Here is a 24463-nt window from a genome sequence, read left to right as displayed (position 1 = left end):
GTCAACTCCTGACCAGGGTCGTCGCGGCGGGGGCGGGAACGCGTTCGGCCGGCGGCCGGACCGGCGGGATCGACTCCGCCGGCTCGCCGAGCAGCACCCGGCGCACGACGCGCTCGGCGGCGCGCCCGTCGTCGAACTCGCAGAACCGCTCCCGGAAGGCGGCCCGCTGCCGGGCCGACCGGGCCCCGCAGTGCTCGCCCTCCCGGAAGATCCGCGCCAGCTCCTGCGGGGTGCGCGCCACCGGCCCCGGAGGGGTCCGCAGCAGGTCGAAGTAGACGCCGCGGGTCTCCCGGTAGACCTCCCAGTCGTCGGCGTACACGACGATCGGCCGGTCCAGGTTGGCGTAGTCGAACATGATCGACGAATAGTCGGTGACCAGGACGTCCGCGGCCAGGCACACATCCTCCGAGGAGCGGTGCGCGGTCACGTCGACGACCCGGCCCGAGGCGGCGGCGCCGCCCCGGTCGTAGAAGTAGTGGGCGCGCAGCAGCACGACCACGTCCTCGCCGGCCGCGGCGCAGAACGCCTCCAGGTCCAGGGCGGCGTCGAAGCCGGTCCGCCAGTCCCGGTGGGTGGGCGCGTACAGCACCGCCGTGCTGCCCTCCGGCACGCCGAGCTCGCGGCGCACGCGTGCCACGTCGTCCGCGGTCGCCGTGTAATACACGTCGTTGCGGGGATAGCCGTACTCCAGGTGCTCGTAGGAACCGGGGAAGGCGCGTTCCCACATCTGCGTGGAGTGGCGGTTGGACGACAGGTTGAAGTCCCAGCGGTCGACCCGGCCCAGCAGCTTGGTGAAGCTGCCGGCGGCGGCCGCCACCACCGGGTACGTCGACTGGTCGACGCCCATCTTCTTCAGCGGTGTGCCGTGCTGCGTCTGCAGGTGCACGCTGCCCGGCCGTTTGACGACCCCTTCGGCGAAGTTGGCGTTGTTGATCAGGAACTTGGCGCGGGCCAGCACCTCCCAGGAGCGGCGGCTGCCGAGCACCGCGTGGTCGACGCCCTTTGGAACGGTGTGCGCCTGGTCGGGCTCGACGAGGAACACCGACCGGATGTGCGGGGCCAGTTCGCGGGCCTTGGCGTGGATCGCGGCCGGGTTGCAGGCGTACCCGCGGCCCCAGTAGGCGCAGTACACCGCGAGGCCGGGGTCGATGCGCCGGCGCAGGAACCACCGGTAGAGCAGGCGCGTGCGCAGGCCCCCGGGGCGCGGCAGCCGACCCGCGGCCTGCACGGCCCACCGGTTGACGGCGCGCAGAGCCCGGAACGCCGTGCCGGCGCCCGCCGCCAGCAGCCGGTGCTGGACGCCGAGGCTCCCGCCCGGTCTGCGGAACCCGGCGGGGCGGTGGCGGCGGTAGAGGCGACTCGCCCGGCGGAAGAAGGCGCGCCGCCGCCCGGGAAGCCGCCCCGGCTGCGCCGCCGTCCTCAGCACGGCCGCGAAGAGCTGCTCGAACAGGGGAGCCGTACGCTCGGGGGACAGGCCGAGCTCCGCCGCTGTCCGCAGGACGAGCCCGACCTGATCGAGGAGATCGAAGTGGTGCTCGCCGGGCAGGTTGAGCCGGCTGCCCTGCCGCCGCCGCAGATGCCGTACGACGACCGTGCGCGCCACCGCCATCCGTGTCGCGTGCAGGGCGACCAGGCCGCCGAACCCGACGTCGGTGAAGTGGCCGGCGGGAAAGGCGAGCCCCCGCTCGGTGAGGAACGTCCGGCGGTACGCCGCGCTCCACGCCGGGAGCTCCACCCCGGTCAGCTGCGGCGCCCGTTCCGGGGCGAAGGCACCGTCCGGCGCCTTGGCGAGCAGCGGCGCGGCCGGGTTGGCCGGCTCACCCTCCCACCAGGGCATCCGCTCGTGCTCGAAGTACAGCACGTCCACGTCGCCGGTCGCGGCGAGCCGGGTGTCCAGCGCGGCCAGCGCGCCCGGCGCCAGCACGTCGTCGCCGTCGAGGAACAGCACGTACGCGCCGGTCGCCGCCCGCAGCCCGGTGGTGCGCGCCCCGGCCAGCGACGCCGACGGCGGCGAGTGCACCGGCGCCACGCGCGAGTCCCGCTCGGCACAGCCGGCGGCCACGTCCGCGGCCGGCGCGTCGGGGGCGTCGCACACCGGGATCAGCTCGAAGTCGCCGAAGGACTGGGCGAGGACGGAGTCCAGCGCCTGGGACAGCCGGCCCGCCACCCCATGGGACGGGACGATGATGCTGAAGCGGGGTTGCATGCTTCTCTTCCTGTTGTCGTCCTGGTGCTCAGGCCGTGGCAGGCGGTTCCCGGACCGCGCGAGGACGGCCGGGTCGTCCGGAGGGCCGCCGGGTGGGCGGCCCGCTCGGCCGGGGCCGCGACGGACTGGGGGACATGGGAACTCCCGTAGAGGAAACGGCGGTCAGTGGCTCTCGGTGACGGTCGGGGAGCCGGCGGGTTGCGGGACGGTGGCCAGGGGGGAACGCACGAGCGAGGACGCCGCCGACGGCACCGGACACCGCTCGCCGAACGGCGAGGTCCGCGCGCAGCGGCAGGCGCCGCCGGATCCGGTGGCGCAGGCGGAGCAGCCCGGCCCGCACGGCGCGGACCGTCCTGGCGGCGGCCTTGCCGAGGCGGGCGCGCACCGCCGCGCCCAGGTGCAGCAGCCGGAACGTGCGGTGCAGTCCGTGGCGGACCAGGGTGTGGCGCAGCCGGGCGGCGAGCGGGACCGGGGCGCCCGGTGTGCGGTGGCGGCGGTAGCGGGCGCGGGCCAGGCGCAGGAACTCGGCATGGGCGCCGCGCGGCAGGCGGCCGGGCCCGGTGAACAGGGCCGTCGCATCGCCGACCGTGCTACGGAACAGCATCGGCCGCCGCACCGCGGGTTCGGGCCGCTGCCCGATGAACGCGAAGCCCCGGTCGTACGGTGCGAACACGTCGAAGTCGCCTTGGCCGGAGGTGTGGCCCGGCCGGGGCCGGCGGTGGTGCACGCAGACCCGGTCCGGGGTGGCGATCGATTCGGCCGCCGTCAGCGGCGGACAGGCCCAGACGGTCCCCGCGTGGTGGCCGGCCGGCAAGGAGAGCCCTTCCTGCTCGGCGAACTCCCGCCGGCAGACCGTGTCCCGGGCCGCCCCGAGCCCGCGCAGCAGCCCCGGCCGGTCCTCCAGCCGGAACGGGGCCGGGCCCTGTTCGGTCAGCTGGAGCGCGGCGGGCCCGGACTCCGTCCGGCCGTCCCGGTGGACGCACGCAGAGGCGTGGACGAGGACGTCCGGTTCACCGGTCTCCTTCAGGCGGTCCGCGATCGCGCGCAGCGCGTGCGGGGCGAGCGTGTCGTCCGCGTCCGGGAAGTGCAGGTGGTCGCTGCTCGCCCGGGCCGTCCCCGCGGTGCGGGCCCCGCCCGGGTCGGCGCGGTCCGGCAGGCGCACGGCCCTCACCCGCGGATCGCGGGCCGCGCACTCGTCGATGAGCTCGCCGCACGCATCCGGCGAGCCGTCGTCGACCGCGATCACCTCGACGTCGTCGTACGAAGGCGACAGCACCGATTCCAGGCGCCCGGGCAGGTACGCCTGGGCCTGGTGGGCGGGGACGATGACACTGATCCTGGGCAACGGGACATCCGTGGGTCGGCGCGGGAGGTCGGCCCCGCCGTCACGGCAGCGCCGTGCCCGGCAACTGCGGGCGGGACGACTTGGTCACGGACCCTGCGGCATCCGGGGGACCGCGCCGCAGGTACGGTGGCGGACCGGTCGCCGGTCCGCCACCCGCACTCGATCTCCGCTGTGTGCGCCGCTACTTGACGGCGCCGGCCATCACACCGGTCACGAACTGCCGCTGGAACGCGAAGAACACGACCAGCGGGATCACCATGGAGATGAACGCGCCGGGCGCGAGGACGTCGACGTTGTTGCCGAACTGCCGGACCTGCGTCTGCAGGGCGACCGTGATCGGCTGGGTGCCCGCCTTGGTGAACACCAGCGCGACCAGCATGTCGTTCCACACCCACAGGAACTGGAAGATGCCGAGCGAGGCGACCGCCGGCCCGGCCAGCGGCATCACGACCCGTGCGAACAGCCGCAGTTCGCCCGCACCGTCCAGGCGTGCGGCCTCCAGCAGCTCGCGCGGGATCTCCGCGAAGAAGTTCCGCAGCAGGAACACCGCGAACGGCAGGCCGAAGCCGACGTGGAACAGCACGACTCCGAACACCGTTCCGAACAGGCCCAGCGTGCCGAAGAGTTCGGCGATCGGGATCAGTGCCACCTGCACGGGGACCACCAGCAGGCCCACCACGATCAGGAACCACCAGTCGCGGCCCGGGAACTCCATCCACGCGAACGCGTAGCCGGCGAGGGAGCCGATGACCACCACCAGGACCGTCGCCGGAACCGTGATCAGCACCGTGTTGACGAGCGAGTCGGTGATGTCGGGGTTGTCCAGCAGGTTGCGGTAGCTGTCGAAGGTGAGCCGGGACGGTTCGCCGAACACCGTCCACCAGCCACTCGCGCTCATGTCCGCGGGCGCGCGCAGCGAGGAGACCAGCAGACCGACGGTCGGCACCAGCCAGAACAGCGCGACCACGATCAGGACGGTCCGCACCACCCCGCCGCCGACCGCCGCGGTCAGCCGCGCGCCGAGGGACCGCCCGGGTCCGGCTGCGGGGTCCGGCCGGCGGGCCGGTTCGGGTGCCGTTCTGCCGAGACGTCCGGCTTCCGCGGTCATCGCCGCACCTCCCGCCTGAGCCGCCGGATGTTGAACCACATCACCGGGATCACGAGGAGCAGCAGGAACACCGCGATCGCGCTCGCGATGCCCGGCTCGTCCTCCGAGAAGCCCTTGCGGTACAGCTCCAGGGCGAGTACGTCGGCGTCGTCCTGGGAGGAACCGGGGGCGATGATGAAGACGAGGTCGAAGACCTTCAGCACGTTGATCATCAGGGTGACGGTCACGACCCCGAGGACCGGCGCCAGCAGCGGCACGGTGATCCTGCGGAACACCTGCCACTCGTCGGCCCCGTCCACCCGCGCCGCCTCCAGCAGATCACGCGGGATGCCCGCGAGCCCCGCCGCGATCAGCACCATCGCGAAGCCCGCCCACATCCAGATGTACGCCCCGATGATCGCCGGCGTCACCAGGGACGGCCCGAGCCAGTCCAGCCCGTTGTACGGCTCCTTGAAGTTGCTCGCCGGCAGGCGCAGGTGCGCTCCGTCCGCGGCGGCCGGCAGCGTGAACGTGCCGTCCGGGGCGGCCTTCGCCGAGGCGACCACCGTGCCGTCCCGGACCGCCTCGATCCGCATGCCGGCATAGCCCAGCTCGCCGGGGTCGACCCCGGCGAGCGTGCCGACGCCCTTGCCGCGGGTGAAGTCCTGCCAGGTCGTGCCGGTGATCTTCCCCGGTTCCGGGGTCGGCGGCACGGCGTTCCTCGCGCTGTCGGGCATCCGGTCGGGTGCCACGCCGACCAGCGGCAGCACGACCGTCTCCCCGCTGTGCACGGCGGCCCGGGTGACGAAGGCGCCGCCGCCCGCCGGCCGCAGCGGTGAATCGCGGCCCGGGTGGGCCCTGGGGAAGGCGGAGGACTCGGCGAAGGTGTCGTGCACGCCGACCCACACCGCGTTCGCGACGCCCTTGTCGGGGTCCTGGTCGTAGACCAGCCGGAAGATGATGCCGGCCGCGAGCATGGAGATCGCCATCGGCATGAAGACGATCAGCTTGAACGCCGTGCCCCAGCGGATCCGTTCGGTCAGCACCGCGAAGACCAGCCCGAGCGCGGTCGCGATCGTCGGGGCGAACACCACCCAGACGACGTTGTTCCGCAGTGCCGTGCGGATGCCGTCGTCGGTGAAGAGCGCCCGGTAGTTGTCGACGCCGGCGAAGGAGTCACCGGACCGGTCGTAGAGGCTGCGCACGACCGAGTACCCGATCGGGTACACCACGAGCGCCCCCAGCAGCACGAGCGCGGGCAGCAGGAAGAGCGCCGCCGCGGTCCTGCGGGTGCCGGTCACGCTCTTGCGCGTACGGGGTGCGGGGGGCGGCGCCACGGTCTTCGCGACACCGCCCGCCGCTGCGGGCGCCACGGCGTCAGCTCCCGTAGGCGGCGGCCGCGTCGGCCTCCAGCCGGCGCTGCGCGCCCGCGACGTCGGACGGGTTCGCCAGGAAGTCCTGGAGGTCCTTCCACTCGCCCTTGCCCGGCGTGCCGCCGAAGGACTGCGGCGCCTGGTCGGACATGTCGAAGCGGAAGTCGTCGCCCGAGTCGATCAGGGCCTTGGCGATCCGCCGCTGCACCTCGTTCGGGTACGCGGAGTTCGGCACGTTCTTGTTGGGGGACAGGTAGCCGCCCAGTTTCGCCTGGATCGTCGCCGCGTCGGGGGAGGCCAGGAACTTCACCAGCGCCTGCGCGCCCGGCGAGTCCTTCAGGATCACCGCCGCGTCGCCGCCGGTCACCACGGGCGCGGTGTCCCCCGCGGCCGGGAACGGGAACACCTTGGCGTCCGTGCCCACCCGGGCCTTGGTCTGCCCGATGTTCACCTGCACGAAGTCGCCCTCGTACACCATCGCCGACTTCGGCTGGTCGCCGCCGGTGAAGGTCTGCTCCACGGAGTCGGTGAACGACGTCTGCAGGGCGCCCGTGCCGCCGCCCGCCACCCAGTCCTTCTTCCCCCAGACCTGGGCGAGCGTGGTCAGCGCGTCCCGCACCGAGGGGTCCGTCCACTTGATCTCGTGCCGGGCCAGCCGGTCGTACTTCTCCGGCCCCGCCTGGGAGAGGTAGATGTTCTCGAACCAGTCCGTCAGCGGCCAGCCGTCGGCGCCCGCCACGGAGAACGGGGTGACGCCGGAGTCGTACACCGTCTGCGCGGTGGTCAGCAGTTCCTGCCACGTCGTCGGCTCGCTCGCGCCCGCGTTCTCGAAGACCTTGGCGTTGTACCAGATCAGCGACTTGTTGGCGGCCTTGTAGTAGGCGCCGTACTGCTTGCCGTCGACCTTGCCGATGTCCTGCCATGCCTGCGAGTAGTTCCTGGCCAGCTCGGAGCGGGCATCGGCGCCGAGCGGCTGGGCCCAGCCCTTGTCGACGGCCTGCTTGATGGCCCCGGGCTGCGGGAGCAGGGCCACGTCCGGCGGTTGTCCGCCCGCGATCTTCGAACCGAGGAAGTTGACGATCGGGTCCTGCGCGGGCACGAAGGTCACCTTCGCGCCGGTGCGGGTGGTGAACTCCGCAAGGACCCTCTTGAAGTTCTTCTGCTCGTCGCCCGTCCAGACGGCGGCGACCTCCAGGGTCGTGCCGTCGAGCCGGGGGAGGGTGAGGGAGGAGCCGCTCTCCGTACTCTTGCCGCCGGTGCCGCCGCTCTTGTCGTCGTCGCCCCCGCAGGCGGTGAGCGAGAGGGCCAAGGCGCCCGCGGCCACGGCGGCGGCGGTCCTCGCGGCCCTGCGCCCTGTCCTGCTTGTCCGGTATGTGCTGCTCGTGCTGCGCATGACTGCCCCGTTCTTCGATCTCGTCGAACGTCGAGCGCTGTCCCGTGCGCTCCGGTCTACGCCCGGGCACGGGGGTCGGCAAGAGCGCATACGGTGTCAAGTGGGCGATCGTGACCCCCTCGTGACGAGGCGTCGGGCGCCGGGTCCCGGCCGCGCCCACGCGCGCGTGGGCGCGGCCGGGAGGGTCGGGGGCGTGGTGGCGGGCCCCGTCGTGCCGGCGGGCGGGTGCGCGCGCCGGCACCCGGTGGGCGGGGCCTTGCGGTGTGGACTTCCGCAAGGGCGCGGGCGGTTGTGCCGACGGCGCCGCCGTGGGCTCGAAGACGCGCCGGGAGGTCGCGGCGGTGCCGGGCGGGAGCGCCGGGGCGGAGACGAGGAGCGGCGGCTGAAGTCCTCTGGCCCCGGACCGGATCGCCGGGGCGGGCGCGTGTGGTCCGCGCCCTACAGCAGGGACGGCACCTGCGCCGCGGACACCTCGCGCGCCGCCCGCTCCAGGGCGCTGGCGAGCAGGGCGAGGTCGGTGGGGCCGTTGCCGAGCTCCCGCACGGGGCGGCGGGCGGGCGGATCGCCCATCCGGTGCCACTCCAGTGCGACGACCGTCGGGCGCAGCGTCGCCGTACGCGGGATACGGCTCGTGACGCGCCCGGCCTGGAACGGGGTGGCCCGGCCGTCCGAGCCGGTCAGCCGCCCCCGCCCCGGCGCCGGATCGTCGGAGCCGGAGCCGGGGGCGTCGAGGACGACCCGTAGGTCGGCGCGCCGGGCCGGTTCCGTCTCGGCCGTACGACCGCCCGGACCGGTGGCGGCCACCAGGTGCACGCCGAGCCGTTCGCCCTCCCGGGCCACCGCCTCCAGCGCCCGCATCACCGAACCGGCGGCGGGTCGCCCGGGCGAGCCCAGAGCGGGCGAGGCGAGCGCGTCGAGATCGTCCACGACCACCACCAGCCGCGGCAGCGGCGGAGTCTCCGGCTGCCGGCCGGCGGCGGCGGGGCGCAGGCGGATCGTGGAGCTGGGCGGGGTCTCTATGTCTCCGGAGGCGGCCGCGGGGGTGACGGCCGTGCCACCGGAACCGGCGGACGGGGCGGAGGCGCTGCCGGCCGTCCGGGCGGGGGAGGAGGCGCGCGAGGTCTCCGGCGTGCGCTGGGCGACGATCCGTCCGGACACAGCACGATGACGGTGCCACTCGGCGAAGTCCGAGCGGCCCAGCAGCTCCGCCCGCCGCTTCAGCTCCGCGCTGAGCGACTGGGCGAACTCCCGCATGCGCACGGGGTCGCTGGCGATGAGGTGGGTGGTCACGTGCGGCACGTCCGTGCACACCCGCAGCCCTTCGCCGGGGTCGCCGACCCGGTCCCGGCCGTCCATCAGCACGACGCCGAGCCGGTCCGGCCGCTCGGCGGCGGCCAGCGACGCGACCACGGACCGCAGCAGCTCCGTCCGCCCGCTCCCCTGCGGCCCCTCGACCAGAAGGTGCGGGCCGTCGGCGACCAGGTCGACGCCGACCGGGCCGCGCGGGCCGGCGCCCAGCACGGCGCGGGCCCGCCCACCCAGCGCGTCGGTGTCGTCGGCCGCGTCCGCCCACCGCGCCATCAGGGACGACGGCGTCGCCCGGGCCAGCCCGAGCTCGTCCAGCAGCCGCGCCGACTGCGGCAGCGGTGCCGCCACCCGCGCGTGCTGCTCGGTGGGGCCGTCGGGCCGCAGCGGCGCCAGGGCGCGGGCGAAGCGCTCCGCCCAGGCCGGCGAGACCGCGTCGACAGTGGCGAGGGTGCCGTTGCCGACCGGGACCGGCGTACCGCGGGCGACCCGCAGCAGCCGCAGAGTCGTGGCCACGTCGCCGCTGAGCAGCGCGACGGCACCGCACTCGCCGAAGGTCGGGGAGGCCTCGCACGCCGCCCGGTAGGTCTCGGCCACCGGGGACGCGGGGGACACGGGGTCCGTCTCCGCCAGGCACACCACGTGGATCCCGGCGCGCGGGCCCTCCGCCGCCAGTCGGGCCACGGCCTCGTGCAGCCCCGGGCCACCGGGGTCGCCGTCCACGACGACCACGGTGTACGGGCCGGGGAAGGCGGTGGGGGCCGGGTCGGCGCCGTCGTCGGGGCGGGCCCAGGACGGGCGGCGGGGAGCGGACGACGACTCGGGGGACGTTCCGGCGGTCGGGGCGGGGGCGCCGCTCGCGGGCCGGGGGACGGAGGCGCCCGCCCCTGCCGCGTCGCGCTCGGTGACCTCGGCGAGACGGTGCAGCAGCTCGTCGGTGCGGGCGGCGGCCTGTTCACGATCGTGCGCGAGCAGCAGACGGCAGTCCTGGCCGTGCCCGGGCCGGAGGTGGGGGAGCCAGCCGAGCCAGGACCACTCGGCGGTGCGCTCCTGGAGGGAACGGGACCGGTCCACGCTGATCAGCACGATCTCCAGGATGTCCGGCGAGTGCAGCGCGGCCAGCTGGGCCACCACCGCGCGGGCCAGCCCGGACAGCCGCGGTCGCGGTCCGGCCAGACCCAGCCCGCCCGCCTCGCGCAGTCCGGCGGTCACCGGCACGGCGGGCAGCATGCCCGAGCCGTCGGGCGCCGTGCGGTCGGTGGTGCCGAGCCGCACGGTCAGGGCCTCCGGGTGTCCCGGCCCGCGCTCCCACAGCCGCGGGCCCGGCCCCAGGGCCGTCAGTAGCAGGGCCGCCGGGTCCGGCCAGACCTCCGGTACGCCCGGCGCGGCCGGCCGGAGCACCGTGCGGTCGGTGGGCCCGGTGCCGGGAGTCCGGGGCGCGGCCGGTTCCGGCGCGCCGCGCGCGCCCGCCAGGCGCCGGGCCCAGGCCGTCAGCCCGCGCCGCCGTTGCGGGGCGCCGCTGCCGTGCGGCGGGGGCGTCCCCGGACGGGTGGCGTCGCCGGTGTCCGCGTCGTCGAGAGGAAGGGCGCCGAGGGCAGCCCGGCCGGCGGCCGATGCGTGCCGGATGTCCAGGCCGGCGCCGTGGGTGTCCGGGCCGGCGCCCGGGGAGGCCGGACGGGTGGCGCCGCCGGACGGGGGACCCGCGCGGCCTGTGCCGCCCGGGTCCCCCGTCCGCTCCGGGACCGGCGGCGGGGTCGGCGCGGTGCCGTGCGACCGGGCCGCGCCGGACGCGGACGCGTGGGCGTGGTCGGCCGGGACCGAGGGGGCTGCGTCGTGTCCGTCCGGGCCGCCGCCGTCCCCGCACGGGACGCGCACATGCCCCTCGCCGTCCGGCGTCGTCGGTACACGGGCGCCCGGCCCGGCGGCGGGCGCCAGCCGCAGGGCCGACTCGCCGATCCGCAGCAGCGACCCCGGGGCGAAGCGCACCGGACGGCCCTCCACGGGCACGCCGTCCAGGAGGGTGCCGTTGGTGGAGCCGAGGTCGGCGACGGTGACGCGGCCGTCGGCGCCCAGGGTGACCGCGCAGTGCAGCCGCGAGACGTCCGGGTCGTCGAGGGGGACGTCGGCCCCGGCGGAGCGGCCGACCTGCACGGGGCCGCCGTGGAGCAGATGGACGCCGCCCGCGTCCGGTCCCGCGACCACGTGCAGCCGGGCCGGGGCGTCGTCGAGCTCCGGGTGCGGCTCGGGTTCGTCGGGGGCACCCAGACGGAGCACGGCGCCGTCGATCAGCGGTGGCTCGCCCAGGGTGCAGCGCTGGGGGGCGAGCCGCTCCGCGCCCGCGTACAGGACCACCGGGCCGTCGTGCCCCGGGACCGACGCGGCGAGGGCCGACGCCACCGCCGACAGGCCGGTGCCCGCGGGGGCGGTGACCAGCACGTCCCTGCTCGCGGCGCGTGACCGCCCCTCGGCGCCCGGGGCCGGCGGATCTACGACGGTCAGCCGGATCTGCATCGCCGTCAGCGGTCCCTTCTGCGCGGGCGCGGATCGTTTCCCTTCCGCGCGGGCACGTCGGCCAGTTCTGCACGCATCCTCGCACCTGCCACCGACAGTCCGCCCGCCACCCGGGAAGAAGTGATCTTGATTGGTCGGCTCTGCCCGCAAAAGTGCCTGACCGGTGCCGCGCCGCCGACCGATCCGCGACCGGTTGAGATCGGTCACGTCCGCGTTGGGCAACCAACGGGCCCGAGAGGAGCGTCTTTCCTTCGAACATGTGCGAGAACGGGTGCGAGTGCCGCAAGGGGCGGCCAGCAGCGCGGGAACCGCGGACCTCCGCGGAGAAGCATGGGTGAGGGGCCGCGGGCCCTTGCCGGACGACAGCCCGATGCCGCGTGTGCGGCACTACAGTGGGTCGGAACACAGACCAGCCAGGCAAGCAGCAGGGAGCGCGTGACGTGCGGCCAGTCGGCAGCAAGTACCTGCTCGAGGAGCCGCTCGGACGCGGCGCCACGGGCACCGTCTGGCGAGCCCGCCAGCGCGAGACCGCGGGCGCCGAGGCGGCCGTGCCCGGCCAGCCGGGAGAGACCGTCGCGATCAAGGTCCTCAAGGAGGAGCTGGCCGGCGACGCCGACATCGTCATGCGGTTCCTGCGGGAGCGGTCGGTGCTGCTGCGGCTGACCCACCCCAACATCGTCCGGGTGCGCGACCTGGTCGTCGAGGGCGATCTGCTCGCCCTGGTGATGGACCTGGTCGAAGGGCCCGACCTGCACCGCTACCTGCGCGAGAACGGTCCCTTCACGCCGATCGCCGCGGCCCTGCTGACCGCCCAGGTCGCCGACGCGCTCGCCGCGAGCCATGCGGACGGCGTCGTCCACCGCGACCTGAAGCCCGCCAACGTGCTGCTGCGCCAGGACGGCGGGCAGATGCACCCGATGCTGACCGACTTCGGCATCGCACGCCTCGCCGACTCCCCCGGCCTGACCCGCACCCACGAGTTCGTCGGCACGCCCGCGTACGTCGCGCCGGAGTCCGCCGAGGGCCGCCCGCAGACCTCCGCCGTCGACGTCTACGGCGCCGGCATCCTGCTGTACGAGCTCGTCACCGGCCGTCCGCCGTTCGGCGGCGGCTCCGCCCTCGAGGTGCTGCACCAGCACCTGAGCGCCGAGCCGCGCCGCCCGTCCACGGTCCCCGACCCACTGTGGACGGTCATCGAGCGCTGCCTGCGCAAGAACCCCGATCAGCGGCCCGCCGCCGAGAACCTCGCCCGCGCCCTGCGCGTCGTCGCCGAGGGCGTCGGGGTGCACGCGAACTCCGCGCAGATCGCCGCAGCCGAGAACGTCGGCGCGCTGCTGGCACCCGACCCGGCGCCGGCCGCCGTGCCCGGCTCGGCCGACCCCACGCAGATGCTGCCGCACGGCCAGGCGGGCGCCGGGATGTACGACCCGGGCGCCGCGACCAGCGTCCTGCCGCACACCGGCGGCCCCGGCCCGGCCGACCCCACCGCCGTGCTGCCGCACGCGGGTGCCGCCGACCCGACCGCGGTCATGCCGCCCGTGCCGCAGAACCAGCCCGGGCAGCAGCCCGGCGGGCCCGAGCAGCCCCACCCCTGGCAGAACCAGCTGCGAGCCGCCCGCGACCGCAACGAGCAGACGCAGATCCAGTACCTCGACCCCGGCGAGGACCCCCTGCGCCGCCGGCCCCAGCGCCAGGTCGCCCGACCGCAGCAGCAGCCCCAGCGGCCCGCGCAGCAGCGGCCCCAGCAGCGCCCGCCCCAGGGATACGCGCAGCAGCAGTACGCCCCGCAGCAGCAGCCGCAGCAGTACGCCCCGCCCCCGCACCAGCAGCCCCAGCGGTACGCCCCCGCGCCGCAGCCTCCGGAGCCGCAGAGGCCCGTCCGGGAGCCCCGCGAGCCCCGGGCGCCGCGGCAGCGCAGCGCCAACCCGATGAAGATCCCCGGGCTCGGCTGCCTGAAGGGCTGCCTGGTCACGATCCTCGTGCTGTTCGTCGCCGGCTGGCTGGTCTGGGAACTCAGCCCACTGAAGGACTGGATCGGCACCGGCCGCAGCTACTGGGGGCAGCTGAGCGACTGGTTCGACACCGTCACCGGCTGGATCGGCGACGTGGCCGACAGCGGCTCGTCCCTGGGCGGTCCCGGCAACTGACTTCCGGCCGGAGTGGCCCGGTGCGTGGATTTGTCGACAACTGGCAGGTGATTTCCGTCTCCGCGGTGAAGATCGGTCGCTCGGACGCGTAGTTTTGGCGACAACACGCGTCTGTAGGAGCAGCCTTGGCACGGAAGATCGGCAGCCGGTACACCGCCCACCAGATCCTGGGGCGGGGCAGCGCCGGCACGGTGTGGCTGGGTGAGGGACCGGACGGCCCCGTCGCCGTCAAGCTGCTGCGCGAGGACCTCGCCTCCGACGAGGACCTCGTGGGCCGCTTCGTGCAGGAGCGCACGGCGCTGCTCGGCCTGGAGCACCCGAACGTGGTGTCGGTCCGCGACCTCGTCGTCGACGGCAACGACCTCGCCCTCGTCATGGACCTCGTCCGGGGCACCGATCTGCGGACCCGCCTGGAGCGGGAGCGGCGGCTGGCCCCCGAGGCGGCGGTGTCGATCGCGGCCGACGTCGCCGACGGACTGGCCGCGGCGCACGCGTCCGGCGTCGTGCACCGGGACGTGAAGCCGGAGAACATCCTGCTCGACATGCAGGGCCCGCTGGGTCCCGGCGGATCGCACCCCGCGCTGCTGACGGACTTCGGGGTCGCGAAGCTGATCGACACGCCGAAGCGGACCCGTGCCACGAAGATCATCGGCACCCCGGACTACCTGGCCCCGGAGATCGTGGAGGGCCTGCCGCCCCGGGCCTCCGTCGACATCTACGCCCTGGCCACGGTGCTGTACGAGCTGCTGGCGGGCTTCACACCGTTCGGCGGCGGGCACCCCGGGGCGGTACTGCGCCGCCACGTCACGGAATCGGTCGTCCCCCTGCCCGGCATCCCCGAGGAGCTGTGGCAGCTCCTCGTCCAGTGCCTGGCCAAGGCGCCCGCCTCCCGTCTGCGCGCCTCCGAGCTGGCGGCACGGCTGCGTGAGCAGCTGCCGACGCTGGTGGGGATGCCGCCGCTGGACGTGGACGAACCGGACGGGGATCTCTCCGGCGAGGACGGGACCCCCGAGCGGGAGGCGGTCGGCCGCGCGGACGGCGCCGCATCCGAGGGCGCGGCGGTCGCGGGATCCCCGGGCGGGCGGGCGCGGCGGGGAGCCGTGCCGCTCGTCCCGGGGGCCAGGCCGGACTCCAACCGTGACACCCACACCTCGATGCGGGTGCCGGCGCCGGACGAACTCGCCGGCGGCGCGCACGGCACCGCCCGCGCGCCGAGGGCCGCGGGGGCGCCCCGCCCGGGGTCGGCTCGCAACCGGGCCTCGGCGCGACGGCGCCGGGTGACGCTCGGTGCGGCGGCGGTGGTGCTGGCCGCCGCGGCCGGAGTGGGCGCCTGGGTGGCGACGTCCGACGACGACGCGGGCGCGACGCCGCCGAGCCGGACGGCACCGGCCTCGCCCTGACGGCGCCGGCGAGGGCCGGACGGCTCCGGCGTCGCCCCGACAGCACCCGCACCGCCTGCCCGGCACTCGCGTGGCCCGTTGGCACGGTGGGGGAGACCGGCCCGGTCCCCGCCCCCATGCCCGCCCACCTGCCCGGCCCCGTGGGGCCACGGTCCCGAGGCCCGCGGCCGGGCCGTCGCGGCCTCGGGCGGGGGTGTGCCCTCCCGCACCCCGGGGCGGCCCGCGCCCCTTGTCGGAGCCGTTACGCTGGAGGCGTGGCAGTCGTCGATGTATCCGAAGAGCTCAAGTCCCTCTCCTCGACCATGGAGTCGATCGAGGCCGTTCTGGACCTCGACAAGCTGAGGGCAGACGTCGCCGTGCTCGAGGAGCAGGCGGCAGCGCCGTCCCTGTGGGACAACCCGGACGAGGCGCAGAAGATCACCAGCAAGCTGTCCCACCTCCAGGCGGAGGTGAGGAAGGCCGAGGCCCTGCGCTCGCGGATCGACGATCTCGCCGTGCTGTTCGAGATGGCCGAGGAGGAGGACGACCCGGACACCCGCGCCGAGGCCGAGACCGAGCTCGTCTCGGTCCGGAAGGCCCTGGACGAGATGGAGGTCCGCACCCTCCTCAGCGGCGAGTACGACTCCCGCGAGGCGCTCGTGAACATCCGCGCCGAGGCCGGTGGCGTCGACGCCGCCGACTTCGCCGAGAAGCTCCAGCGCATGTATCTGCGCTGGGCCGAGCAGCGCGGATACAAGACCGAGGTCTACGAGACGTCGTACGCGGAGGAGGCCGGCATCAAGTCGACCACCTTCGCCGTGCAGGCCCCCTACGCCTACGGCACCCTCTCCGTCGAGCAGGGCACCCACCGCCTGGTGCGCATCTCGCCCTTCGACAACCAGGGGCGCCGCCAGACGTCCTTCGCGGGCGTCGAGGTCCTGCCCGTCGTCGAGCAGTCCGACCACGTCGACATCGACGAGTCCGAACTGCGCATCGACGTCTACCGGTCCTCCGGGCCCGGCGGCCAGGGCGTGAACACGACCGACTCCGCGGTGCGCATCACACACCTGCCCACCGGCATCGTCGTCTCCTGTCAGAACGAGCGGTCGCAGATCCAGAACAAGGCCACCGCCATGGCCGTCCTCCAGGCCAAGCTGCTGGAGCGGCGCCGCCAGGAGGAGCAGGCCAAGATGGACGCGCTCAAGGGCGACGGCGGCAACTCCTGGGGCAACCAGATGCGCTCCTACGTCCTTCACCCCTACCAGATGGTCAAGGACCTGCGGACCGAGCACGAGGTCGGGAACCCGGACGCCGTTTTCAACGGCGAGATCGACGGGTTCCTGGAAGCCGGAATTCGCTGGCGCAAGCAGCAAGAGAAGTAACTTTGTCGACAAGGCAACTGCCGCCTCCCCGGCGGCAGTTGCCTTTTCCGTACCCGTATTGACGCCCCCTGTCTGGGTTTTACGTCACACTCACAACTCCGGCTCTCCGTAAAGCCGCCTGAACGGGACATTGCGCCCGCAACGCGCTTGACGATGCTTTGGAAAATGGGAAAGGTGCGGGTTGGCATGCGTGATGTCTGGGGCGCATGTGAACCGGGGGCGCGTCACACTCAGCTGCCCTCCGTCGATCACGGCCCCGGCCGCGGCCTCACTGACGATCGGCTACTGGGGGTAGCAACCACATGACGAAGAAGACGCGAGTCCGTGTCGCGCGGATAGCGGCGGCAGCCGTGATCGCCGGCGGCGCCTCGCTGACGGCTGCGGGCGCCGCCTCGGCGCTCGAGATCAACTTCACCCTGGGCGCGGACGGCTGCGACGTCGGCGTCGACCCGGACTGCGGCACGACCGATGGCGGGACCACCGACGGCGGGACCACCGATGGCGGGACCACCGACGGCGGGACCACCGACGGCGGGACCACCGATGGTGGCACCACTGACGGTGGGACGACCGACGGCGGTACGACCGACGGTGGGACGACCGATGGCGGGACCACCGACGGCGGGACCACTGACGGGGGGACCACTGACGGTGGGACGACCGACGGTGGGACCACTGACGGTGGGACGACCGATGGCGGGACCACCGACGGGGGGACCACTGACGGTGGCACGACCGACGGTGGGACCACTGACGGTGGGGCCACTGACGGTGGCCTGATCGGCGGCGTCGGTGACGACGGCGGTAACAACGGCACCGGCGGTAACAATGGCACCGGCGGTAACAACGGGACCGGCGGTAACAACGGGACCGGTGGCAACAACGGGACCGGTGGCAACAACACCACCCCCGACGGCGGCAACAACAACGCCGCCCAGGAGGCGGGCACCTCCGCCCTCACCGACACCGGCTCCGCCACGTCGTCCACCGGCGGCTCCGGCACCGCCGCCCAGGGCAGCGGCAAGCAGCTCGCCGAGACCGGCGCCGCGCAGACGACCTTCCTGATCGTCGGCGCCGCCACGATGATCGCCGGCGGCGTGGGCTTCCGCGTCCTGCCGCGCCTCGTGGGCGGTCGCGGCGGTGCTGCCGCCTGACGGCGGCCATGACCGTCCGGCGTCCGGCCGTACGCGCAGCGTAGTCACGGAGGCCGCGAAGAAGGGCCCGGAGCGTACCGCTCCGGGCCCGTGCGTCCTGCGGCCGTGCCGGGTACCGGTGCTCTCAGACCGTCTGGTGCGCCAGCAGCGCCACCGCCGCGATCAGCACCGCCAGCATCGCGATCAGGGCCATGGGGTTCAGGCCACCGAGGAAGCTCTCCTGCTGCAGCCGCTCGCGGTTGGCACGGCACACCGGGCACCGGCCCTCGCTCACGGGCGCCGCGCAGTTCGCGCACACCAACCGGTCGTACGTCATGCGCTCGCCTCCTTGAACCGGTCCTGTCCGTCACAACGCTCACGGAAACGCGAACGTTCCCCCTTCCACTGTGCCAGGTTCCGGGGGACCGTGCGCCGGGCGCCCTCAGAAAGGGGTGCCGGCAATCTTCCGCACAAACACACACAACCCGCGCGCAACCGCAACCGGTGACTGCGCCGGTGCACCCGCTTCGCGTATGGTCACGCTCATCTACCCCCGGCGACCCGTGGTGCATCCGTGATCCGATTCGACAACGTCTCCAAGGTCTACCCCAAGCAGACCCGCCCCGCCCTCAGGGATGTGTCCCTGGAGGTGGAGAAGGGCGAGTTCGTCTTCCTCGTGGGATCCTCCGGCTCCGGAAAGTCCACTTTCCTGCGGCTGCTCCTGCGCGAGGAGCGGGCCAGCCACGGCCAGGTGCACGTCCTGGGCAAGGATCTCGCCCGCCTCTCCAACTGGAAGGTGCCGCACATGCGCCGCCAGCTGGGGACGGTGTTCCAGGACTTCCGGCTCCTGCCGAACAAGACGGTCTTCGAGAACGTCGCCTTCGCCCAGGAGGTGATCGGCAAGTCGCGGGGCGAGATCCGCAAGTCCGTGCCGCAGGTGCTCGACCTCGTCGGTCTCGGCGGCAAGGAGGACCGCATGCCGGGCGAGCTGTCCGGTGGTGAGCAGCAGCGTGTCGCCGTCGCGCGGGCCTTCGTCAACCGGCCCAAGCTGCTGATCGCCGACGAGCCCACAGGCAACCTGGACCCGCAGACCTCCGTCGGCATCATGAAGCTGCTCGACCGGATCAACCGGACCGGTACGACGGTGATCATGGCGACGCACGACCAGAACATCGTGGACCAGATGCGCAAGCGCGTCATCGAGCTGGAGAAGGGCCGACTCGTCCGCGACCAGGCCCGCGGCGTCTACGGCTACCAGCACTGACACGGCACGAGATCCACGGAAAGGCTTAACCCGTCGCCATGCGCGCCCAGTTCGTTCTCTCCGAGATCGGTGTCGGTCTCCGGCGCAACCTGACGATGACCTTCGCGGTCGTCGTCTCCGTCGCGCTCTCCCTCGCACTCTTCGGTGGGTCGCTCCTGATGAGCGACCAGGTCAACACCATGAAGGGCTACTGGTACGACAAGGTCAACGTCTCGATCTTCCTCTGCAACAAGGGCGACGCCGAGTCCGACCCCAACTGCGCCAAGGGCGCGGTGACCGAGGACCAGAAGAAGACCATCCTGGCCGACCTGAAGAAGATGCCGATCGTCGACTCGGTCACCTACGAGTCGCAGGACGACGCCTACAAGCACTACAAGGAGCAGTTCGGCAACTCCCCGCTGGCTGCCTCCCTCACGCCGGACCAGATGCAGGAGTCGTACCGGATCAAGCTGAAGTCCCCGGAGAAGTACCTGGTCATCGCGACGGCCTTCAACGGCCGTGACGGTGTGCAGTCGGTGCAGGACCAGAAGGGCATCCTGGACAACCTCTTCACCCTGCTCGGGTACCTCAACTGGGCGGCGCGGCTGGTGATGCTGGTGATGCTCTCGGTGGCGCTGCTGCTGATCGTCAACACCGTCCGGGTGTCGGCGTTCAGCCGCCGCCGCGAGACCGGGATCATGCGGCTCGTCGGGGCGTCCGGCTTCTACATCCAGGCGCCGTTCATCATGGAGGCGGCCGTCGCCGGGGTGATCGGCGGCACCATCGCCTGCGCGTTCCTCGTCCTCGGGCAGTACTTCGTGATCGACCACGGTGTGGCACTGGCCGACAAGCTCCAGCTCATCAACTTCGTCGGCTGGGACGCCGTGCTGACCAAGCTGCCGCTCATCCTCGCGGCGAGCTTCCTGATGCCCGCGTTGGCCGCGTTCTTCGCGCTGCGCAAGTACCTGAAGGTGTGACACACGCCAAGAGGGCCGTACCGTCAACCGGCCGTACGGCCCTTCGGCTCTGTCCTAGACTCACCGCCATGTCAGGTCGTGACCTGTTTCGTCAGCCCCGCCGCAGCGGCCGTGGGGCCACCCTGACATTGGTGTTCGCGAGTGTGCTCGTCGCCGGCGCCGCCACCGGCTCCCTGCCCGACACGGGCCGCAGGCCCGATTCCGGTGAGGCCCGGTCCGTCGTCCCCGTGAGCCGCCCCGAGCAGGTCGCCCGGGCCGCCGCCGAGGCGATGGCCGACGGCAAGTCCCCGACGGAGGCCGCCGAGCGCGTCGTCAGCCGCAGCGGCGACCGCTGGGCCGCGATCTACTCACGGGGCGAGTACGAGGAGTTCGAGGAGGCCCTCGACGGCCGCTACACCGGCGTCGGCCTGTCGGCGCGACGCGAGCGGGACGGCCGGATCGAGGTGACGGGCGTGGCCTCCGGGTCGCCCGCCGCCGGGGCCGGGATCCGCGCGGGCGACCGGCTGCGCAGCGTGGACGGGCACCGGGTCGACGGCCGCCCCGTCACCGAGGTCGTCTCCTTACTGCGCGGCGACGCCACCGACGCCCCCGCCGGCACGGCCGTCACCCTCGGCATGGAGCGTGGCAGGCGTGTCTGGAGCACGACCCTGCGCCGCGCCCGGCTGTCCACCGGCTCGGTCACCGAGCGCACGCTCGCCGGCGGCGTCACCGTCATCAGGATCGCGGCGTTCACCAAGGGCGTCGGCGACGCCGTCCGCACCGCCGTGCACCGGGCCCCGGCCGGAGCCGGTGTCGTCCTGGACCTGCGCGGCAACTCCGGCGGCCTGGTCACCGAGGCCGTCACCACCGCCTCCGCCTTCCTCGACGGCGGCCTGGTCGCCACCTACGACGTGGACGGCGATCAGCGCGCCCTGCACGCCGAACCGGGCGGCGACACCACCAGACCACTGGTCGCGCTCGTCGACGGCGGGACGATGAGCGCGGCCGAGCTGCTCACCGGGGCCCTGAAGGACCGGGGACGGGCGGTCGTCGTGGGTTCCCGCACCTTCGGCAAGGGGTCCGTCCAGATGCCCAGCAGGCTGCCGGACGGCTCGGTGGCCGAGCTGACCGTGGGCCACTACCGCACCCCTTCCGGCCGCGGGGTCGACGGCACCGGCATCGCACCGGACCTGGAGGCCGAGGGAGGGGCGCTGCAGCGCGCGCAGACCGTGCTGAGCGGTCTGGGCGCCGAGCACCGGCCCGACTGACCCGGCGGGGTAATCCGCTTCCGGTTCACCCCCCGCACAGTGCGAAAATGGACGGCACTATGGCTAAGGAAAAAGGGCGCAAGCTGATCGCGCAGAACAAGAAGGCGCGGCACGACTACCTCATCCTCGACACGTACGAGGCAGGGCTGGTCCTGACCGGTACCGAGGTGAAGTCGCTGCGCCAGGGGCGGGCCTCGCTGGCCGACGGGTTCGTCCAGCTCGACGGGCACGAGGCGTGGCTGTACAACGTGCACGTGCCCGAGTACAGCCAGGGCACCTGGACCAACCACAGCGCCCGCCGCAAGCGCAAGCTGCTGCTGCACCGCGCGGAGATCGACAAGCTGCAGGCCACGTCCCAGGAGACAGGGCACACGATCGTGCCGCTGGCCCTGTATTTCAAGGACGGCCGGGCCAAGGTCGAGATCGCGCTGGCGAAGGGCAAGAAGGAGTACGACAAGCGGCAGGCGCTGCGGGAGAAGCAGGACCGGCGCGAGGCCGACCGCGCGATGTCCGCGGTGCGCAGGCGGCAGCGGGCCTGAGCCGGCGCGGCCGCGGGCCCTGCCGCCGCCGGCCGCCGCCGAACCGTTGGCCACCCCGGGTGACCGGCGGGAATACGGTGGCATCGGTGGGCGTTGTTCCCGTACGATGGCATCTGCACCGCACAGCAGGTGCGCACCTTGAGAAATCAACATGGGGATGATCGGTTTCGACAGCGGCTGTCGAAACAGGGGAAGCGTGTCGAGGAAGCGGCCATGATCTCGTAAACCACAGGCCGAAAAAAATAATCGCCAACACCAAGCGCGATTCCTCCCAGCAGGCCTTCGCCCTCGCTGCCTGATAGGCAGCGCGAGCGGGCCTCCTACTAAGGGAGTGTCAGCCCGGGGCTGTTCCCGACCCGGATCCTGGCATCAGCTAGGGGACTCAACCTCCAGCCCGGTCACGGGGTGAAGAGGGAAACCACACAGTGACTGAGCCCGTCGGAGACTTGTCCGCGTGATCTCCGGGGCTGAGAAAAGCACAGCGGACTGCACACGGAGAAGCCCTGGTTCCGCACCGTTGGACGCGGGTTCGATTCCCGCCATCTCCACCAACCCCTCCGGGGGTACCCCATGTGGACAAGGCCCCGTCGCTCACGAGCGGCGGGGCCTTCGTCCTTTCCGCGCCCTGCGCGCCCGCCCGTTTCCGCCCGCGCCCTTGCCGGATCGCCTCCGGACCCGCCGCGCCGCTCGCGCCCCGTGTTCCGGGCGGCGGAACGGCCCTCCACCGGCGAGGGGGCGCCACCGCGTACGGCGTCCCGATCCCGATGCCGGCGTTGCGGCAGAGCCGAATGCCGGAAGACCGTCCGGGCAGTCCGGCCCCTGCGTGCCGGGGCCGTCCGTCTGTGACAGCCCTGTGACCGGAGCTATGGCCTCCGCCACAGCCGCCGGGCGTGTCCGCTGATGGGGTGGCCGGATGCGGACCACCCCCCTCGCCCTCGCCTCCGTCCTCGCCGGCCTCGTGACGCTCACGGGGTGCGGCACGGAGCGGATCTCCGCACACGACGGCAGTGGCGGGCACTGCACCGCGGCGTCTCCGTCCGCCCCGGGGGGAACGGAACGGCCCCGAGGGGGAGTACGGATCACCGGGGTGCCAGGTGCGCCGGGCGGTGACTGCGTGCCGGCCGGTGCCGTCGCCGTGTACGAGGTCACCAACGACTCCGCCGTCGCCATGGCGTACACCATCATCTTCGGTCTGCGCCCGGGCACGGGAGGCGGCACCGAGCCGGTGACGCTGACGGTGGACCAGGTCCGGCCGGGGGAGACGGTGCGGCGCACCCTCGGGCCGGAGGGCCTGCCTCCCGGGGCGTCCCGCGCGACGAGTGCGGAGGTCGTCGAGGAGCGAAGCGTGCCCGTCGCCGAGCTGCCCTCCTCGGGCGGCCCCTGTCCCTCCGGCGGGGTGCGCGTCCACGCCGACCGGGGGGACGCCGCGATGGGGCTGCGTGTGGTGGGCCTGCACCTGGAGAACTGCGGAACGGCCGTCTACCGCCTCGACGGCTACCCCGAGCTCGAACTGTTCGACGAGGACCACGACCCCGTCGACGGCGTGCGGATCCTGCACGGTGGCGAGCAGATCGCCTCCGGCACGGGCGCCGACGGCCCGCCCACGGCGCTCGCCCTGAAGCCGGGGGAGCGGGCCAGCGCGGTGCTCGTGTGGCGCAACACCACCGAGTTCGGCGACCCGGTCGACGCCCCGTACGTCCGCGTGCGGGCCAGGCCCGACGCCCGTCCCGTGACGGTGACACCGGAACTCGACCTCGGCACGACGGGCAGGCTGGGAGTCGGTCCGTGGAAGCGGGACGACGACGAGCGGTGACCGCGGTGACGCACGCGGCACGGCGCTGCCCGCCGGTCCATTCCGCCGGATGATCCCGCCCGTGCTTCCCGGGCTCCGGCAGGCGGTGGTCAGTCCGGGGCGGTCCGGGCCTCGGGCGACGCCTCAGCGGGCCCCGTCCCGCTGGACGAGGGCGATGACCAGGGACAGCAGCGCCGCCACCACCGGCACGCCGTAACCGGCCGCCGGTGACAGGTGCTCCACGACCCAGCCGCCGGTCGCGCTCCCGGCCGCGATGCCGCCGAGGAGCCCGGTCACCGCGAGGGTCATGCCCTCGTTGAGACGCCCCGCGGGGGTGCGCTGCTGGATCAGCGTCATCGTCGTGATCATGGTGGGCGCGGTGGCCGAGCCGGCGACGAGGAGGGCCGCGGCCAGCAGCGGCAGCGCGTCGGTCGTGGAGGCCGTGACCAGCGGCAGCGTCAGCAGCGCGGCCATCGCGGCCAGGCACCGGGGCTGCCGCCGCGCCGCGGACCCCTTCGGCGCGGCGGCGCCGTACACCAGGCCGGCCACCGCCGACCCCGCGGCCTGGAACGCCAGGACCACCCCGGCCGCCGTACGGTGCCCGGCGGCGTCCGCGAACGCGATGGTGACGACCTCGACGGCGCCGAACACCACCCCCGTGGCCAGGCACACGGCGAGCAGCGGCGGCATGCCCGGCGAGGTGAGGGGCGACGGGAGCGCCGCACCCGCCGGTTCCGGCGGCGGCTCGGTGGACCGCTGTGCGGCGAACAGCAGGATGCCGCTCACCAGCAGCACCCCGCCGGCGAGCGTGCCCGCCTCGGGGAAGAGCGACCCGCACAGGAAGGCGGCCAGTACCGGTCCCAGGGTGAAGCACAGTTCGTCCGCGGCCTGTTCGAAGGAGTTGGCGGTGTGCAGCGCCTCGCTGTCGTCCTTCAGCAGGTGCGCCCACCGGGCGCGGGACATGCCGCCGGTGTTGGGAACGGTCGCGGTGGCGGCGTACGCGGCGAACAGGGTCCAGTCGGGGGCGCCGTAGTGCACGCACAGCAGCAGTGCCAGGGCGCCGAGCGCGGCGACGAGCGTCGCGGGCACGGCGACCCGGGCCTGTCCGTACCGGTCGACGAGCCGGGCGATACGGGGCGCGAGGAGCGCGGTGGCCGCGAGCCCGGTGGCGGTGACCGCGCCGGCGAGTGCGTACGACCCGCGGGTCCCGGCGATCATCACCACCGCGCTCACGCTGAACATGCCCATGGGGAGGCGGGCGAGGAGGTTGCCGAGGGTGAAGGCCAGGGTGCCGGGGCGGGCGAAGAGACGGAGGTAGGGGCCGGTGCGGGTGGCGAGGGGCATGCGCCCACCCTCGCCCGCAGTCGATCACCGGGTCCAACACCTGTTCGAGGTGGATTCACG

General features: G+C 73.7%; 17 protein-coding genes and 1 other RNA gene. 10 read left to right on the top strand and 8 right to left on the bottom strand.

Going from position 1 to position 24463, the window contains the following annotated elements:
- Position 1 precedes the first annotated feature (1 nt).
- From JS756_RS17695 to JS756_RS17670, 6 genes are all read right to left on the bottom strand, one after another.
- Positions 2-2206, bottom strand: coding sequence for a bifunctional glycosyltransferase family 2 protein/CDP-glycerol:glycerophosphate glycerophosphotransferase (locus JS756_RS17695; RefSeq protein WP_205384067.1), 2205 nt, complete (start codon positions 2204-2206; stop codon positions 2-4).
- Between the two features lie 28 nt (positions 2207-2234).
- Complete coding sequence (locus tag JS756_RS17690) at positions 2235-3551, bottom strand: glycosyltransferase family 2 protein (RefSeq protein ID WP_205384066.1); 1317 nt, start codon at positions 3549-3551, stop codon at positions 2235-2237.
- Between the two features lie 181 nt (positions 3552-3732).
- On the bottom strand, positions 3733-4659 hold the full coding sequence (locus JS756_RS17685) for a carbohydrate ABC transporter permease (protein ID WP_205384065.1): 927 nt from the start codon (positions 4657-4659) through the stop codon (positions 3733-3735).
- Entirely contained in the window at positions 4656-5939 is a 1284-nt protein-coding gene (locus JS756_RS17680; RefSeq protein WP_307790732.1) for a carbohydrate ABC transporter permease, read from the bottom strand. Before JS756_RS17680 ends, JS756_RS17685 begins: the two co-directional genes overlap by 4 nt.
- A gap of 76 nt (positions 5940-6015) precedes the next feature.
- On the bottom strand, positions 6016-7404 hold the full coding sequence (locus tag JS756_RS17675; RefSeq protein ID WP_205384063.1) for an ABC transporter substrate-binding protein: 1389 nt from the start codon (positions 7402-7404) through the stop codon (positions 6016-6018).
- 438 nt (positions 7405-7842) lie between these two features.
- Entirely contained in the window at positions 7843-11220 is a 3378-nt protein-coding gene (locus JS756_RS17670) for an FtsK/SpoIIIE domain-containing protein (protein WP_205384062.1), read from the bottom strand.
- A 440-nt stretch (positions 11221-11660) separates the two neighbouring features.
- Between JS756_RS17670 and JS756_RS17665 the strand changes: the two genes are divergently transcribed.
- The 4 genes from JS756_RS17665 to JS756_RS17650 all read left to right on the top strand — a co-directional run bounded on the left by JS756_RS17665 (position 11661) and on the right by JS756_RS17650 (position 17282).
- The gene (locus JS756_RS17665) at positions 11661-13367 is read left to right on the top strand and encodes a serine/threonine-protein kinase (protein WP_205384061.1); all 1707 of its coding nucleotides are present in this window, start codon (positions 11661-11663) and stop codon (positions 13365-13367) included.
- 125 nt (positions 13368-13492) lie between these two features.
- Entirely contained in the window at positions 13493-14767 is a 1275-nt protein-coding gene (locus tag JS756_RS17660; RefSeq protein WP_205384060.1) for a serine/threonine-protein kinase, read from the top strand.
- 254 nt (positions 14768-15021) lie between these two features.
- Positions 15022-16128, top strand: a complete 1107-nt coding sequence (prfB, locus tag JS756_RS17655; protein ID WP_205384059.1) for a peptide chain release factor 2 — start codon at positions 15022-15024, stop codon at positions 16126-16128.
- Between the two features lie 302 nt (positions 16129-16430).
- Positions 16431-17282: a hypothetical protein gene (locus JS756_RS17650; RefSeq protein ID WP_205384058.1), complete on the top strand. Its 852-nt coding sequence runs from the start codon at positions 16431-16433 to the stop codon at positions 17280-17282.
- 124 nt (positions 17283-17406) lie between these two features.
- Here JS756_RS17650 and JS756_RS17645 read toward each other — a convergent pair whose 3' ends face one another.
- Complete coding sequence (locus JS756_RS17645) at positions 17407-17598, bottom strand: hypothetical protein (protein WP_205384057.1); 192 nt, start codon at positions 17596-17598, stop codon at positions 17407-17409.
- Positions 17599-17835: 237 nt separating this feature from the next.
- Between JS756_RS17645 and ftsE the strand changes: the two genes are divergently transcribed.
- From ftsE to JS756_RS17615, 6 genes are all read left to right on the top strand, one after another.
- A complete protein-coding gene (gene ftsE, locus JS756_RS17640) occupies positions 17836-18525 on the top strand; it encodes a cell division ATP-binding protein FtsE (RefSeq protein WP_205384056.1) in 690 nt (229 codons plus the stop codon).
- A 38-nt stretch (positions 18526-18563) separates the two neighbouring features.
- A complete protein-coding gene (gene ftsX / locus JS756_RS17635) occupies positions 18564-19481 on the top strand; it encodes a permease-like cell division protein FtsX (RefSeq protein WP_205384055.1) in 918 nt (305 codons plus the stop codon).
- Between the two features lie 68 nt (positions 19482-19549).
- The gene (locus JS756_RS17630) at positions 19550-20728 is read left to right on the top strand and encodes a S41 family peptidase (protein WP_205384054.1); all 1179 of its coding nucleotides are present in this window, start codon (positions 19550-19552) and stop codon (positions 20726-20728) included.
- A gap of 59 nt (positions 20729-20787) precedes the next feature.
- Positions 20788-21267 carry an SsrA-binding protein SmpB gene (gene smpB, locus JS756_RS17625; RefSeq protein ID WP_205384053.1) on the top strand — a complete coding sequence of 160 codons (480 nt, stop codon included), beginning with the start codon at positions 20788-20790 and terminating at the stop codon, positions 21265-21267.
- Between the two features lie 153 nt (positions 21268-21420).
- Positions 21421-21818, top strand: a transfer-messenger RNA (tmRNA) gene (gene ssrA / locus JS756_RS17620).
- Positions 21819-22180: 362 nt separating this feature from the next.
- Positions 22181-23080 carry a DUF4232 domain-containing protein gene (locus JS756_RS17615; RefSeq protein ID WP_205384052.1) on the top strand — a complete coding sequence of 300 codons (900 nt, stop codon included), beginning with the start codon at positions 22181-22183 and terminating at the stop codon, positions 23078-23080.
- A 123-nt stretch (positions 23081-23203) separates the two neighbouring features.
- On the opposite strand, the gene JS756_RS17610 is transcribed toward JS756_RS17615, so the two are convergent.
- Positions 23204-24403, bottom strand: coding sequence for an MFS transporter (locus JS756_RS17610; RefSeq protein WP_205384051.1), 1200 nt, complete (start codon positions 24401-24403; stop codon positions 23204-23206).
- Positions 24404-24463: the final 60 nt, after the last annotated feature.

This window comes from Streptomyces actuosus (assembly GCF_016921115.1).
Taxonomy (GTDB): Bacteria; Actinomycetota; Actinomycetes; order Streptomycetales; family Streptomycetaceae; genus Streptomyces; species Streptomyces actuosus_A.
Note: the sequence above shows the minus strand (reverse complement) of the source record. Positions and strands in the feature narration are given on the sequence as shown.